The sequence below is a fragment of the Trinickia sp. Z7 genome (assembly GCF_056498045.1).
This window is the reverse complement of sequence record NZ_JAUEQW010000014.1, coordinates 119955-134921: the sequence shown is the minus strand read 5'-3', so window position 1 is coordinate 134921 and position 14967 is coordinate 119955. Positions and strand designations below refer to the sequence as shown.

The following is a 14967-nucleotide window of genomic DNA, read 5'->3' as shown; positions in this document are numbered from 1 at the left end:
ACGGCCCCGGACCACTCCGCGGTTTCCTCCCTCGAGGCTTATTCGCCGCCTGCCCGCACGCGTCGTCGCGCGCTCATAGTCACGTGAATGAGGGCAGGCATCGAATAACCCTTAACGAAGGCAGCCCGACGCGGTCGACCGTAGCCGACTCTTCTCCGCCGTCGGACGGTCATTTGTGAGCGTCTCTACCACGCTCGATTACGGTCGTTCGTGGAGACATTTTCTGGACGGTGATCCGAAGCATTTGCTTCCACCCTCGATCGAAACACGTCAACTTGATCGGCCTCGCCCAGCGGCGGTGCATCAATAGTCAAACCCACGCAACTGTTAGAGCGCCAATGTCTCGTTGGTATCGACCGCATTGAGCAGTCTCGCAACGACTTCTCGCGTTTCACTGAGTTCGCGCAGCCGAGCGTCTAGCTTTTCGACTTCACCGCGCAGCAACGCGCGCGCCGCTACGCATGGATGAAACACCGGTTTCTCACCGAGTACACAAGGCAGCAACAGCCGGATACTGCTGATCTTCAAACCTGCCGCGGTGAGCATGCGGATGCGCTGTGCGGCGTCTACTTCGTCGGAACCGTAATCGCGGTAGCCCGAATCGGTCCTCTTCGGATTGAGGAGGCCTTCGTTCTCGTAATACCGCAGCATCCGCTCACTGACGCCGGTGCGGCGAGCCAGTTCTCCGATACGCATGACATCCCCCGAAAGACACGCTTGACCTTGACAGCGATGTCAAAGTTTAACCTCTTTCGACCGCGCGGATTTCCCGCCGGTCCGTTCGTCAAGAGACCCCCAATATGACACCATCCAATGACACGTTTGACGGAACGTTTCCGTTTTCGCCACGCTTCAGCGATGTTGCCGGCTTTCGCATGCATTACGTTGACGAAGGGCCTGCCGACGGCGCGGTCGTCCTGTGCATTCACGGGGAGCCGACGTGGGGCTACCTGTTTCGTGATCTGATCAAGGCGCTCGCGGGCGACTACCGTGTGATCGCGCCCGACCACATGGGATTCGGCAAGAGCGAGACGCCGGAACATCGCACGTACTGGCTACAGGATCATATCGACAACCTTGAAAAGCTCGTGCTTGCGCTGGATTTAGACGACATCACTCTCGTCATGCACGACTTCGGCGGCTCCGTTGGCATGGGACTCGCCGCGCGGCATCCGGGCCGCATTCGCCGAGTCGTCAGCACGAACGGCCCGACGCCGTTTGGTCAAAGCACGTTATTCGACCGGCTGAATGCGAATGCCGCAGTCTCGCCATGGTTCCAGTGGATTCTCCGCTCCGATTCGCAAGGCCGTCTCGAACCCGTGCTGGACGAACTCGGCTTCAACATCCTGAGTGTCTTGAAGCTTAACGGCTTCGAAAACCACGCGCGTATTGACGATACGTGGCTGCGCGCCTACGGCTCGCGCTTCGCTCTGCCGACCGACAGTGCCGGCGCGATTGGCTGGGCAAAGGGCTTCGCGATCGGGGCACATCGTTTCGAAGTGCCAGACGCGCTAGCACTCGACGCGATCCGTTCAAAGCCAGCGCTCGCCATCTGGGGCGAGGCCGATCGGACGCTGGCAGCTGAACACTTTCTTCCGCTGTTCAGCGAGATCTTTCCCAAGGCGCCGGTTCACCGACTCGCCGGAGTCGGCCATTACAGCTTCGAGGATGCGCCGCAAGAGATTACCGAACTGATTGCCGCATTCTTGAAGGCCCACTAACTCGCACGTGGCCGGCCCGCAAAACCGGCCTGGTGTGTCCGGAGTCGATCATTTCAATTTTTCCCCGCAGCCTGGCGCGGATTGAGCGTCGCAACGTCCGAGGAGAACGGCCAGACGTTCGTGCTTTGCCGAAGTCCGTTTATGGCCGCGATCGGTCCGACGAAGTTGCCGTCCGGGTAAATCCAGGGTCGTCGACGCGGTCGATGAGATTGCCGCTGAACGTATGGCGGCCTTGATACGCGCTCTTGCGCTTGCCCCGCTGCTCGTCATAGCGGCCATTCGGCAGTCGTTCGCGACGGTATGGCCGTCGCCGGTCACCCACATTCCTGTGAAGCCATGCGGTTTCAATGCCTCCACCTTCTCTGAAATGCGCTGGAAGTTACCGGTCGCGCCGCCGTCGGGCCGACCGCGTGTCCGAAAGTGCGTGGCATTCATTGCCGTTCTCCCGCCGCTTTTTGGGCGTGATCGCTGCGCTTTCTGAATTCCTCGCCGACGACACGCATGCTTTCCTCGACCGCGGGATATCCGCGATAGGGAAGGACGTTTAGCAGCGTTTCGACAATTTCCGCCTGCGTCGCGCCCGCTGTCAACGCCGCATTCGCATGGACCCGCAGCGGCGTCTCCGTCGCTTTGCTTCCCACCGCGGCGAGCGCCGAGCATGCGGCGAGCTCGCGCGTCTTCGCGTCGAGCCCGGTACGGCTGAAGATGTCGCCGTAGGAGTGCTCGACGATCGCGCGGCCGATATCTGGGGCTAGGTCGTTGAAGCTGTTGACTACGGCCTCGCCGGCCTGGGCAGAGGTCTTGGCGAGTGTCGCCAATCCGCGTTCGCTGCGAGCCTTGCGCGTTTCAGAGACGATTGCATTCGCGCTTACCCAGTCGCATGCCCCTTCTTCCTCTTTTTGCTCTGGCTTCGTGAAGACGGCGTTCGCAACCCCAAAGGCATTGAGAGCGCTCGGGAACCCGGCATACACAGCCAGTTGCATCAGGGCTTCGGTGATCTCGGTGCGGGACAGGCCCGACTTGACGCCGGCTTCGATATGAAGGCGGAGCAAATCGCTGCGATTGCCGGCTGCCGCGAGCATCGAGATGATCGCGATCTGTCTTGCCTTTGGATTGAGTCCTTCGCGAACGAAGATCTCACCGAACGCAAACTCGACCGACCAGCGGGCGAGCTCGGGTGAAGTGCTTTCCAGCTTTTCCATGTACTCCTTCGGATTGGCCATCAAGTCCTCGAGCACCTCGAGACCCCGCTGATATCGCGCAGCACCATCGTCGGACACTGGGGCTATCGGATCGAAAACCAGACCGCGCTCCCGAAAGATCTCACGAACGATGCCCACGGCATTGATCGAGACAGGAAACCCGAGGATAGCAATCGCCTGGAACAGCATTTCGACCAGTTCTGCCGGCTCGCCGCCGGCATTGAGGAAGCCGGTCATGTGATATTTCAGTTGCGGTTGCGCGTTGCCATGGGCCATCAGCGCGGCAACGGTGGCGATCTGGCGAAGGCGCAGATCCAGTCCCGGCCGGGACAGGATGTCTCCGTAGGCAAATTCAACCGTGAATCGCGCCAAATCCGGGGCAACCTGCGCCAGACGGTGGACTGGGATATCGTAGCCCGCGCCACCGATCCTCTTCAGCACCTCGATACCCCGAGCATAACGTTCTGCACTGGTTCCGCCGGCGGAAGCGCCCAAGAGGGCCGTGATGCCTGTCTGAGCCGTAGATCCATTCATCTGTGTTTCGCCTTCGTCCGCTGCCGGCGTTTCGGCTGCAGTGATCGTCTGCAGGAAGTCCCTGCGCTTGCACGTATCCATGTCTGATTTGCTCCTTTTCGAAGTCAGTGGAACGGAGCATAAGGGCAGGAAGATGCAATGGGCCAAGACCAAATTCGTGATACCTTTTCTGCATGAGGATACGAATCGATCTGCGCCAGTTGGAGTGCTTCGTCGCAGTGGCGGAGGAAGGCACCTTCCGCGCCGCAGCCGAACGGCTGCACATGTCACAACCGCCTCTAAGCCGCCAGATCAAGCAACTCGAGAGCGAACTCGGGGTGACATTGCTCAATCGCGATTCGGCGGGCGCGGAACTCACGACGGCGGGCAGCGCATTCCTGAAGGGGGCCAGGAAGACGCTGCTTCAAGCCGCAGATGCGATCGAAACCGCACGGCGGCATTCGAAGGGAACGCCCCGGCAGATCAGGGTCGGTTATACCAAGGTCTTCGACCCGGAGGTCTTTCCTTCCCTCGAGCCTGCCTTCAAGAAAGCGGTTCCTGACGGGTCGCTGGTTTTCGTAGCCGCCATTTCCGTCGAGCTTATCCGGCGCCTGCAGCGTGGCGCGCTCGATGTCGCCTTGATCGGACTGCCCAGCGCGACAGGGGAGCTGGTGGTTGAGCCGCTGCACAAAGAGCCGCTGGTCGCGGTAATCCCCGCACGGCACCCGCTCGCGCGACACAAAGTCCTGTCGATCGCGCAGTTGGATGACCAACCCCTGTTTTGGCCGCAGCGCCGAACAAATCCCGGATTCTTCGATCACTACGAGGAAGTGTTTGCGAAGCTCGGACATGCGCCGAGCCGCAGACTGACGGAACCCGCGGATCACCACCTCCTGCTGGCCGAAGTGGCAAACGGACGGGGCATCGGCTTCATACCGAAGTCGATGACGAAGGTGCGGCGCGCCGGTGCGACTTTCAGGCCGCTCAAGGAGAAGGAATTCTGGATCGGATTTGGCCTCGCCTACAGGAATGCGCAACGCGCATCAGAGTTGGACGCGTTGTTACGCATCGTGCGGCGCAAAACGGCACTGCTCCCTCCGGGCATGGAATAGCCACGGCCGTGCCGTTCGTCCTGTGGCGCTTCTGGCGCTGTGACGGCGCCCGGTGGATTGCCTAGGAAAACCGTGTGCCGGATAAGGAGGAGTGCCGAGCGCTTGTAGCGAGTAGAGAGAGCTATCGCGAACGTCTGCTTCGCGGTGAAGTTCACCCAGCGATCAAGTGTCCGGGATTGGACGCAGTACGCCGTTCGACGCCGTTGCGCCGTTCAGGAGGGCACGAGGATATCCGGGGGCAGGGGTCGCGACCCGTCGCTACCATTCGACCTAGCTGTCGATCAATGCCTGCTTCCAAGGCGGAGCGCTCGCTCGTGCCACTTCTTCCGCTCCAATGATTCGCAGAATCGGATGTCCTCAACCCGGCAGGCCTTGCGCAGCGATACTCTCCCGGTCGGTGGTGGCACTGTTGGGCTTGACGCATTTATCACCCGGACTTACCTCGAGCCCCCAGTCACCTTGCTCGTACCAGTCGTCGCCGAGCAGTTCGACCGGATGCTGCGTGCGGCTCTGCCCGTTGCCGCAGCGCATGTCGCTGGCGGCGCAGTAATGATCGCATCCCCAGCAGATCCGCTCGGGATGCAGAGGGTGCAGCGGAAATACCTTAGCCATGCGCGGTCTCCGAGCTTCGATTGCGGCAGTGCAAAGTATCATTGTCGCGCCCATGTCGTAGATCCGAACTGAGTCAGATCGACGCAGACGTAGGTGCCAACCGTCCACGGTGTATGAATGGCCAGTACGCTGACCTGTTGACCAGTGATGCGACTCGGAGTCCGCGAATCGAGTAGCCGCTAGGTGCGGGCCAGCCCCGTTGATTGGCCCCGTCGGTGCAGTCTGTGAAACGCTCGAAAACGATATATACTGTTTATATCGTTTATCAATCGAGAGAGGAATATGAGCGCAACCAGCATCCGCAATCCTGCAAAGAAGGTCGTTCGCATTCCCAAGAATGCAAACGGCCATGCGAAAGATGACGGCAAGCAAGCGCATGAAGCAACGACGCCGACCGCCGAAGTCACGGTTACGAAACCGGCTCCGACCAAGGTTGCAAAGCAGAAGCGCGCCACAGCCGCCGAGCCGACGTCAGCTGCGCCCACCGCTGAAGTGAAAGTGAAGCGCGTGAAGAAAGAAAAGGTCGTGCGTGACAGTTTCACGATGCCGAAATCCGACTACGAAAAAATCGCAGCACTCAAACAGAAGTGTCTTGATGCAGGTGTGTCGGCGAAAAAGAGCGAAATACTGCGGGCTGGCCTGCTCCTGCTCGAATCGACCACGTCCAAGCGCCTGCTGGCAGCTATTTCTGCGGTCGAAACAGTCAAGACAGGTCGGCCAGCGAAATCGTAGCGGGGTCTTCCCCGCCGGACGCGGCCGGCGCGTTTCCCCACGTTGCGCGCCGGTTGTTGCACCAGCAGCCGCACCGAGGGGGCGATTCGTATAAACCACAGCAGCCGGCCCGGTAAGGGCTCATTGCGGCCTCGCGCGCGTACCGCGCTCGACCCGTATCGTCTCGAGAGTCGCCTGCCAGCGACGCCCGGTCGCTGGGCGCCGAAGACGCTGGTGCTCGCGAGCCTCGACGAGGACGCCGGCACCGCTGTTACCGGGGCACGCCTCTGGACGGTGAGGCAGCGTTTCTTCGCGCAGGCGGCCGCGATCGGCTGGAGCGACCCGCCCCTGTGTCCCAGTTCGACCCGAAGCGGTCCTACGCAGCCGCGTCGAGGCGAGTGCCGTTTGCAGGGCGTAGGTGTCATCGTGTTTTTCGACTCCGTTACCAATCAGACGAGCACGCCACCACCGTCCACAACTATGGTCTGTCCCGTGGCATAGCGATTGGTCATCAAATAGAGGTACGTTTGCGCGAGGTCCTCCGCCTCGCCGATACGCCCCACTGGCAGGGCCGCCACGCTCGCGGCGTAGAGTGCCTCGCGCTCAGGTGCGGACAAGTTGGCCCACAGCGGCGTGCGCACCAAACCCGGACTCACCAGATTGACGCGAATGGGCGCCAACTCCACCGCGAGTGCCCGAGTGAGGCCTTCCATCGCGCTGCAGACACCGGCAAGCGCCGACCAACCCTTTTGTGGCCGCAAGCTGGCAACACCGCTGGTTAGCACCACTGAGCCACCGGGACGCAGGTACAGCGCCGCATGTTTGACGGCCGCAATGGCGCCGAAGACTCGCACATCGAAAATCTGACGGACCGTATCGAGATCCATGTCGGCAAGCGCCCCGGTTCGCAAGGAATCTCCCGCGCTATAGACCAGGTGATCGAAAGGCCCGAGTTGTTCGAACAGCTCGCGCACAGCAGATTCATTACGTAGATCGACGGCGTATCCCCTGGCCCGGTCGCCGAGCTTGGCGACGGCCTCAGCGACACGCTGACTACGTGATGAAACCACCGTCACCGAGGCGCAAGCTGCCAGCGCGGCCTGGGCTGTAGCCAGGCCGATTCCCGACGTGCCGCCCAGCAGGACGACGTGTTGATGCTGAAGATTCGTGTTTGCAATTGTCATGGCGATTCCTTGCTGTGGGGTGGGATTGAAGCCAGGACCCGAGTATTATTCTTTAGCTAGAATTGATAAACGCCATATCTCTTCGAACACTCCTTAATCAGACTTGCGAATGGATCGGTTTAGCAGCATGACGATATTTGCACGCGTGGTCGAACGCGGCAGCTTTACTGCGGCGGCTGAAGGCAGTGGCATGACGCCCACGATGGTCGGCAACCATATTCGTGAGTTGGAGCGACGCCTCAAAGGCCGCTTGCTGAATCGCACCACGCGACGCCAGAGCCTGACCGAACTCGGCAAGCGCTATCACGCGCGATGCGTCGAAATTCTGGCGCTGGTGGATGCCGCCGAGCTGGATGCGCGAGAGATGCAGCGCAGCCCGCGTGGCCGTTTACGGGTGAGTTGTCCAGTCATCTACGGCACGCGTGTGCTCGTACCGGCGCTTGCTGCGTATCTCGACCGCTATCCCGACGTTCAGGTGGAACTGTCCCTCAACGACCGCTTCGTCGATCTGGCGGAAGAGGGCTTCGATGCCGCGATCCGTGCCGGTATGCTGCCGGATTCGGGCTTGATTGCGCGGCCGTTGAGCTATTCGCCGCGTATTGCCTGCGCGTCGCCGGCCTATCTGGCGCGCCATGGACACCCGCAGGTGCCCGCCGATCTGGTGCAGCACAACTGCCTGGCCTTTATGGTCGCGACCGGGTCCGAACGGGTCTGGCGCTTTCTACGCCCGGACGGCAATGGCGTGGAGCAAATCACTGTGCGCGGTCGCCTCGACGTCAATGGCGGCTTGGCGCTTCGCGAGGCCGCGCTCGCGGGACTGGGGGTGATTTTTCAACCTCAGATGATGCTGCAGGACGATCTGGATGCGAGGCGGCTCGTTCGTCTCTTCCCAGACTGGCCGGCGCAGACCTGGCCCATCCATGTGGTGCATCTGCCCGATACGAACATGCCACCAAAACTGGCGAGCTTTATCACCTTCCTCCAGGAAACGTTGGGGCACGGCAGCGAGTTTCTGTGACGGCTTGAACGGCAGGTCTGCGCGATCACGCGCCCAGCACACCCGGCGCGCAAAGGTCCGCTGCATGTTGCGCAGCAGCCACTCAAGTGACTGTGTCGCGGTGACAGTGACCGACTGCTCATGGCCGAACCCAGTCCTCTCGAATCTTGACGTCTGTCCCCATCCATCTGTCTACGTCGGGCAGAAGGGGACCCAGGCCGGGCAGGAAACTAGCTGGGGAATTGTCGATTTTCGATCATCAGATTCGTCGTGAGTAAACCCCATTCAAAGGATCTCCCATGAAATACCTCGGCCTGGCCTACTTCTCCCCCGAAAAATTCGCCGCGATGGCGCCAGACGAAATCAAGGAATTGGTGAGCCAGTGCCCGGCACTGGACGAGAAGATGCGCGCTACCGGCAAGGTTCTGATTTCCGCCTCCCTTGGCGAGTTGGACAAGTGGAAGACGCTTCGCCCGCGCACTGGAAAGACGCGCATCACCGATGGGCCTTACACCGAGTCGAAGGAAGTCGTGGGCGGCCTATTCATCATCGAGGCGGACAGCCCTGACGAGGCGTTACGCATCGCGTCCATGCACCCGGCTGCGACGCTGGGCGAAGAAGGCGGATGGGCCGTGGAGCTTATCCCCTTGGACTTCTATCTGGAGCCATGAGATTTGGACGCATCTCCCAAGACGGCGTTGGCGTTCCTTTCACCATAGACATCTTCGCTGTATCGGGAGTCATCGCGGCGATGTCCGCTGTTGGCCGCCTTGCGACCGACGACGACGCGTCGCTGCTCCGCCACGGGCGGACAGCACACGTTGCCCATCAGAGGATCTTCGTCGCTACGGAATGCAGCCATTCGCCTCGACGGAAAAACGCACCCAATCTCGTTATGGAGATTCAACGATAGTCCCCTGGTGGTACAGAATCCTCCAGCCTTCGGACGAACGCCGCCAAAGTGTCGCGCGCCGCGTTGTTCTAGGGCCCTGCAACAGCGTATATGTCAGCAGGTACGTATCCGGAGCGATTTCCTGACAGAAAAAGTCTTTCGTTTCCCACTTGTCTTCGGCCGGGCTAGCGTATCGCTTTTCCAGAATGTCGAGCACGTACGCCCGGCTATAGATTCGACCCGATGCTCCCACTTCCCAAAAACTGCCGTCGGTCATCGATTCGAAAGCCGCGCGGTCGGTTCCGTGCTCCGGCCGGTGGAAAATCGGTTCTCTGGAAGACAATTCATTTTGCACTGCGATGAGCGATGCATCCGTGATTCGAGCGGGTTCCATTCGGTGCATGTCAAGAGGTTGAACTCGAGAGCCAATTGTCGCCGATTTGGCAGCCTGCGCCATCTTCCTGCGAGGATTGTCGATGTACTGTTTCGTGATGTAGTAGCCGCCCACTGTGGCCTACAGCCGTTCGCCGGGACGCGCGGACTGATATTCAACCGTCGTCTCGCACCTGCGGGACTGCCCAACTGCGTCGCCCCCCGGCCGCGTCATTCCCCGTAGGTCGTCATACTCGTCGCGGAATGCACCCGCGGCGACGGTATTGAACCGATCCTCCTAAATTCGTGGCGTTCAGCGCCGTTATACAATTCTCGGCCTCGCTTCGCGACCCCGTACGGAATGCATTCCCATGCTGGCTAGTCCATTTTCCGGTGAAGAAGGCATTGTGTCTGCGTCGCCCGCAGCCGGCAATCTGGCAATACCGGCAGCTGACGTGCAATGTCAGGCATTGACGCGCCTCGCGCGCGCTCATTTCGGCGTGGCAACCGCACTGGTTACCGTTGCCGACGCCCATGGGCAGCGGCTTCAGGCACTCGACGGTGTGTCGCCTGATGCACTGCCGCCGAACCTGTTAGGTCTGCCGTTGCATGCGGCCACGACGACAAACGTGGTCGTCGTGCCAGATACATCGGATGACGAGCGTTTTGGCGGCGCACGCAGTGGCGGCGCCGCGCGCTGGCCGCGTTTTTATGCTACCTGCGCGCTGACGGGTGCCGACGGGCGCCACCTCGGCGCGCTGTACCTGCTGGATAAATATCCCCGCAACCTCGACGAAGCGCAGCAGAATTTCCTGCGCGAACTGGCCGCGCTGATCGCCCACGGACTCGAACGCGAGCAGGCGCTTACCACGCTGCGTGACCGCGTCGAAGAACTGGAGGCCAGCGGGGAGCTCATGACGCTGGCGCTTGCCGGCAGCGAAACCGGCACCTGGGATCGCGATGTCGTCGCTGGCAAAATCGACTACTCGCCTGCTTGGAAAGCGATGTTCGGCTATGCGGAGCACGAGGTCAGCAACCGGATCGAAGACGCCTATCTTCGCGTGCATCCAGACGACCTCGCATACGTGCAGGCGACGATGCAAAGCCATTTCGAGAAAAAGACCGACAGCTACGTGGTCGAGCACCGGATTCGCTGCAAGGACGGCAGCTACAAGTGGATCTGTAGCCGCGGCAAGGTAGTCGAGCGCGACAGCGACGGCCACGCGCTGCGCATGGTCGGTACGTCGACAGACATTACCGCGCTGCGGGAGACGGCCGCGCAGCTACGGCAGTCCATCGAGATGGTCACGAATCTGACCAACGAGGTGCCGGGCATGGTCTTCCAGTACAGGCTCACATCCGATGGGCTCGGCTTCTTCCCGTATGCGAGCGAAGGGATCCGCGACATTTACGAGTTGACGCCGCAGCAGGCCGCGGCGAGCGCGCAGGCGATCGACGCGCTGATCGATGCACGCGATCTGGTCGCATACAGGGAATCGCTCAAAGAATCGGCTGCGAGCCTATTGCCGTGGCACTTGGAATATCGGGTGCAACTTCCGGAGCAAGGCTTGCGCTGGCGACAAGGCGATGCACGGCCGCGCCGGTTGGACGACGGCAGTACGCTGTGGCACGGCTTCATCATGGATGTGACCGATCGCAAGCACATCGAGGCGGAGTTACGGGAGCTAGCAGCCATCGATTTCCTGACGCAACTGCCCAATCGCCGCCATTTCATGATCCAAAGCGAGGCGGAGTTGGCGCGCATCCGGCGTGCTGGCAGTAGCGTAGCCGCCGTACTGATGTTCGATCTGGACCACTTCAAGGCGCTCAACGACCGCTGGGGACACGCAGTTGGCGACAGGGCGCTCAGTCACTTCGCAGCACTGCTACGTGCCGAGGTGCGGGCCGGCGACATCATAGGCCGCCTCGGCGGTGAGGAATTCGCGATGGTGCTACCCAATGCCGATGTAGACGCGGCCATTGCGCTCGCGTCACGCGTCCAGCAGCGCACCTCGCGAATCCCCATACTGCACGGCGATGAGTCCATCGCACTGACCGTCAGCATCGGCATCGACACAATGCGTCCGACCGACGTCGGCGTCGACCAGTCGCTGTCTCGCAGTGACAAGGCACTGTATCGCGCGAAGGAGCGGGGGCGGAACCGAATCGAGGTTTATGGCGACTAGGCCTGCCAAAGATGCATAAATACTGCGGCCGATGCGTAACGCGCGATTGGCCAGACTATCGCAGCCAATGAGGTCCCCGTTCAAGACGGACCAAGTAGCACGGCCTGACCGTGCGTATCGAATGGAATGTACGAACCGACGGACCCAGCCTTGATCGATTCCACCATCCTATTCAACGGCGCTTCGGCGTCTTCCGATCGCGGCACACGCCCGTTGCTACCTGAGAGCGCTGCGACGAAGACTATTGCCCATTCCGGGAGAACCCGTCGCGATTCTTCGAGCAGATCGCTGAACGTGCCGAGCTCGTCGAGCGCTTTATCCACGCACATGAGTGGCGTTAAGACGCCTCCCTCACCAGCTTCGAAGTGGGCCCGCTGTTCAGGCGTGCAGTCATCGGGCAACTCAACCGTTGTAAACACGAATAACAAACGCTGAGGTTCGGGTTGTTGCCGCGCGACGCGAATCAGTTCATCAAAGCTCGAAATGCTCATCATCAATCGTCCATGTGGTTCGTGCCGGTAGGGTACCGCATATCGGATGCTCATTCACTTACTGCGGAGCCGTTCCGCCGATGCGAACCTGTCGTACGCTGGATTGATACAGCAGAATCAGCGACACCCAGACGATGCCATACAGAAACATAAAGCAGCTCGAGCGAATGCCAAGCCAGTCAAGAATCACACCGAAAAGGACCGGCAGCAGGAAGCCGCCCAGTCCACCAGCCATTCCAACGATGCCCGTGACGACGCCCATTTGCTCCGGGAAGTCGTCGGCGACGTACTTGAACGTCGAGGCCATACCGAATGCGAACACTACGCCGAGAATGAATAGAAGGGCGATGAACACCGGAACACCCAGATGGATATGAAAGCTGCGCGGGCCGCCGATCGTGCTCACCACGAAAGTGGTATCCGGGTACGACAGCAGGAATAGACACACCCACGCGACCCACAACCCCCACCACGTCACCTTGTGCGCACCGAAACGGTCGGACAGCGTGCCGCCCACCGCGCGCAGAACCGACCCCGGCAGCGAAAAGCCGGCGGCTAACGCCCCGGCGGTGACGACCGAAAAGCCGAATTCACCTTTCAGATACTGTGGGATCCACAGTGACAACGCGGTGAAACCACCGAAGCAGATCGAGTAGTACTGGCAGTACTTCCATATCTTCGGGTTCTTCAGAACAAGGAACGGTTTGTACCATGGCCCCGACGTTGTACCTGCGCCCGGGTCGGTAGCGGAGCCCAGCCAGAAGATCAGTGCAGTGACGAGAAGTGCGAGGGCATAGACCTTCGGGACAGCGCGCCAGCCCCATGCCGCCTGCAGCGAAGGCGTGACGAACAGATTCACGGCGGCGCCGACGGTGCCGGCTCCAAAGAACCCCATCGCAAAGCCACGTTTTTCAGGGGGGAAGAATCGAGCGACATACGGCGTCCCCACGGCGAGCGATGCACCGACCGCGCCGAGACATAGACCGATCGCGAGGAACTGCCAGAACGCCGTCGCGTATGCGACCAGGAACACGGGGACGGCGCAGAGGACGAGTAATAGCGTCATCACCGCGCGACCCCCAAAACGGTCCGTCCAGATCCCCAGCGGCACGCGTAACAGGGCGCCGCTCAGAACCGGTGTGGCCGTCAGCAGGCCGAATTCGGTACCGTTCAGTCCAAGCTCGGTTCGTAGCTCGATGCCAAGCACGCCGAACATCATCCACACCACAAAGCAGACCAGAAATGCAAAAGTGCTAACGGCCAAAACCAACATTGAGCTTCTTCGTGAACCCATGGTGACTCCAGGTCCGGTCATCTAGGGAATGATGGTTGCATCCGACGTCACCGATCAATGCGAGCCGACGGGACTTGCCCATTACCATTGCAAGTGCCGATACGCAGGCGACGCGCAAATCGCTATTGCAACAACAGGCCCGGACGCACATCCAGCGCGATGCCTCGCAGTTCGGCGTTGGCTGCAAGCAGGTTCAAATATTGCTGAATCGACTTGTGCCGGACGTGTTCGGAGAGATATCGCTCGATGGTCGCTTGCACCGCTTCAAACGGAAGCGATTCACCCTCGATGCGACGCTCCACGTAGACGATATGAAAGCCATAACGTGTATTGACGAGCCCCGGTAGCAGCCCGATGTGCTGGCTGCCGAAAATCGCCGCCTCGAATTCCGGCACGCTCTCTCCACGGGTCAACTGCCCCAGATTTCCGCCGACCTGCCCGGAGGGACAATTCGATAACGTCCGGGCGAGCGTATCGAACCGATCGTGATGCTGCGCGAGCTCGCGGTGCGCTTCCTCAGCGCGAGCCCGGACCTGCGTCATCGCGGCCTTTTCGGTCAGCGCAAAAAGGATGTGGCGCGCAAAGACCAGGTCCGGACTGCGGAATTTCTGCGTGTTTGCCGCGTAGTAGCGCTGACATTCTTCGGTGGACGGGACCGGCGTCGCGCATTCCAAGTCCAGCAGACGGTCAATGGTCTCGTCGTCGAGATCGGCGCCGCTCGCCAACAGGCCTGCGGCAACGGCGCGCTGGGCTAGCAGTTCGCGCACGACCAGCGTGCGCCGCGCGGCGTGGTCCGGATCGGGCTCGTCCGCATGCAACTTGGATTCCGCTGCAATGGCGGCGGCGTCGATCACGACACCATTGACGCTCAGCACGTCATCGGTGACGGGCACGGGTGAGATATCGCGGCTTGCCGACATGAAAATTTCCTCGAATCAGCGTTTACGGACGATCTGGTGAGGCCGAACGAGGAAACCCAGCGTGGCCATGCCGCTCCAGATATGGACGAGGCGTGTGAACGGGGAAATGAGGAAAATCGTGAAGCCGAGCGCGATATGGATTTTGTAGACGAGCGGGGCCTGGATGATGAGGTCTGCCGTACCGGGGTGAAACGTGACGACGCCTTTCACGTAATCGCTCAGGATCTCGAACATCGCACCGTCCATATGCGCCAATGACAAGGGAATGGTGGCCAGCCCGAGGGCCAGTTGCAACCACAGTATCGCCAAGACCAGAATGTCCGCGTGAGCGCTATTGATACGAATGCGCGGATCGGACAGGCGTCGATACAGCAGGATCGACAGGCCGATGATCGCAACGATGCCCGCGACGCCGCCCACCATGACCGCAAGCCATTGATGCTGGGCGGCGTTCAAGAATGGCGAAACCATCCAATGAGGCGCTAGGAACCCCGCGAAGTGACCGCCGATCACAATCAATACGCCGACGTGAAACAGATTGCTGCCAAGGCGCAGTTGACGGCGTCTGAGCAGTTGCGACGAATCGCTCTTCCAGGTGTACTGCTCGCGGTCGAAACGGATCAGGCTGCCGAGCAACCAGATCGCGAGGCACACATAAGGATAGATACCGAACATCAATGCGTTGACGAAGTGCTGACTCATGAGATTTCTCCAGCCTGGATTCTGTTCACTAAGCGGGTGGAACGGAACGTGAGCACTG

The 14967-nt window shown here is 60.6% G+C and carries 16 protein-coding genes; 6 read left to right on the top strand and 10 right to left on the bottom strand.

Features of this window, described 5'->3' with window-relative positions; translation table 11 throughout:
• Positions 1 to 327 precede the first annotated feature (327 nt).
• Entirely contained in the window at positions 328 to 696 is a 369-nt protein-coding gene (locus QQS38_RS21200) for a MerR family transcriptional regulator (RefSeq protein WP_479647320.1), read from the bottom strand.
• A gap of 104 nt (positions 697 to 800) precedes the next feature.
• Between QQS38_RS21200 and QQS38_RS21195 the strand changes: the two genes are divergently transcribed.
• On the top strand, positions 801 to 1721 hold the full coding sequence (locus QQS38_RS21195) for an alpha/beta fold hydrolase (protein ID WP_479647319.1): 921 nt from the start codon (positions 801 to 803) through the stop codon (positions 1719 to 1721).
• A 48-nt stretch (positions 1722 to 1769) separates the two neighbouring features.
• Here the strand turns inward: QQS38_RS21195 and QQS38_RS21190 are convergent, their stop codons facing one another.
• On the bottom strand, positions 1770 to 2156 hold the full coding sequence (locus QQS38_RS21190) for a hypothetical protein (protein WP_479647318.1): 387 nt from the start codon (positions 2154 to 2156) through the stop codon (positions 1770 to 1772).
• Complete coding sequence (locus QQS38_RS21185) at positions 2153 to 3538, bottom strand: carboxymuconolactone decarboxylase family protein (RefSeq protein WP_479647317.1); 1386 nt, start codon at positions 3536 to 3538, stop codon at positions 2153 to 2155. Before QQS38_RS21185 ends, QQS38_RS21190 begins: the two co-directional genes overlap by 4 nt.
• Positions 3539 to 3657: 119 nt before the next feature.
• On the opposite strand from QQS38_RS21185, the gene QQS38_RS21180 reads away from it, so the two are divergent.
• Positions 3658 to 4548: a LysR family transcriptional regulator gene (locus QQS38_RS21180; protein ID WP_479647316.1), complete on the top strand. Its 891-nt coding sequence runs from the start codon at positions 3658 to 3660 to the stop codon at positions 4546 to 4548.
• 357 nt (positions 4549 to 4905) lie between these two features.
• On the opposite strand, the gene QQS38_RS21175 is transcribed toward QQS38_RS21180, so the two are convergent.
• Positions 4906 to 5160 carry a DUF3079 domain-containing protein gene (locus QQS38_RS21175; protein WP_479647315.1) on the bottom strand — a complete coding sequence of 85 codons (255 nt, stop codon included), beginning with the start codon at positions 5158 to 5160 and terminating at the stop codon, positions 4906 to 4908.
• A gap of 282 nt (positions 5161 to 5442) precedes the next feature.
• On the opposite strand from QQS38_RS21175, the gene QQS38_RS21170 reads away from it, so the two are divergent.
• Positions 5443 to 5892, top strand: coding sequence for a hypothetical protein (locus tag QQS38_RS21170; RefSeq protein WP_479647314.1), 450 nt, complete (start codon positions 5443 to 5445; stop codon positions 5890 to 5892).
• Positions 5893 to 6320: 428 nt separating this feature from the next.
• On the opposite strand, the gene QQS38_RS21165 is transcribed toward QQS38_RS21170, so the two are convergent.
• Entirely contained in the window at positions 6321 to 7055 is a 735-nt protein-coding gene (locus QQS38_RS21165) for an SDR family oxidoreductase (protein ID WP_479647313.1), read from the bottom strand.
• A 127-nt stretch (positions 7056 to 7182) separates the two neighbouring features.
• Here QQS38_RS21165 and QQS38_RS21160 point away from each other — a divergent pair, with 127 nt between their 5' ends.
• The gene (locus tag QQS38_RS21160; RefSeq protein WP_321899769.1) at positions 7183 to 8073 is read left to right on the top strand and encodes a LysR family transcriptional regulator; all 891 of its coding nucleotides are present in this window, start codon (positions 7183 to 7185) and stop codon (positions 8071 to 8073) included.
• A gap of 278 nt (positions 8074 to 8351) precedes the next feature.
• Entirely contained in the window at positions 8352 to 8723 is a 372-nt protein-coding gene (locus QQS38_RS21155; protein WP_479647312.1) for a YciI family protein, read from the top strand.
• Positions 8724 to 8945: 222 nt separating this feature from the next.
• On the opposite strand, the gene QQS38_RS21150 is transcribed toward QQS38_RS21155, so the two are convergent.
• Entirely contained in the window at positions 8946 to 9338 is a 393-nt protein-coding gene (locus QQS38_RS21150; protein ID WP_479647324.1) for a nuclear transport factor 2 family protein, read from the bottom strand.
• A gap of 448 nt (positions 9339 to 9786) precedes the next feature.
• On the opposite strand from QQS38_RS21150, the gene QQS38_RS21145 reads away from it, so the two are divergent.
• On the top strand, positions 9787 to 11502 hold the full coding sequence (locus QQS38_RS21145; protein ID WP_479647311.1) for a sensor domain-containing diguanylate cyclase: 1716 nt from the start codon (positions 9787 to 9789) through the stop codon (positions 11500 to 11502).
• An 80-nt stretch (positions 11503 to 11582) separates the two neighbouring features.
• Here the strand turns inward: QQS38_RS21145 and QQS38_RS21140 are convergent, their stop codons facing one another.
• The 4 genes from QQS38_RS21140 to narI form a co-directional block, all read right to left on the bottom strand.
• On the bottom strand, positions 11583 to 11993 hold the full coding sequence (locus QQS38_RS21140; RefSeq protein ID WP_479647323.1) for a ribonucleotide reductase subunit alpha: 411 nt from the start codon (positions 11991 to 11993) through the stop codon (positions 11583 to 11585).
• A gap of 58 nt (positions 11994 to 12051) precedes the next feature.
• The gene (locus QQS38_RS21135; RefSeq protein WP_479647310.1) at positions 12052 to 13266 is read right to left on the bottom strand and encodes an MFS transporter; all 1215 of its coding nucleotides are present in this window, start codon (positions 13264 to 13266) and stop codon (positions 12052 to 12054) included.
• 143 nt (positions 13267 to 13409) lie between these two features.
• The gene (locus QQS38_RS21130) at positions 13410 to 14207 is read right to left on the bottom strand and encodes a peptidylprolyl isomerase (protein WP_479647309.1); all 798 of its coding nucleotides are present in this window, start codon (positions 14205 to 14207) and stop codon (positions 13410 to 13412) included.
• Positions 14208 to 14222: 15 nt separating this feature from the next.
• On the bottom strand, positions 14223 to 14909 hold the full coding sequence (gene narI, locus QQS38_RS21125; protein ID WP_479647308.1) for a respiratory nitrate reductase subunit gamma: 687 nt from the start codon (positions 14907 to 14909) through the stop codon (positions 14223 to 14225).
• Positions 14910 to 14967 lie beyond the last annotated feature (58 nt).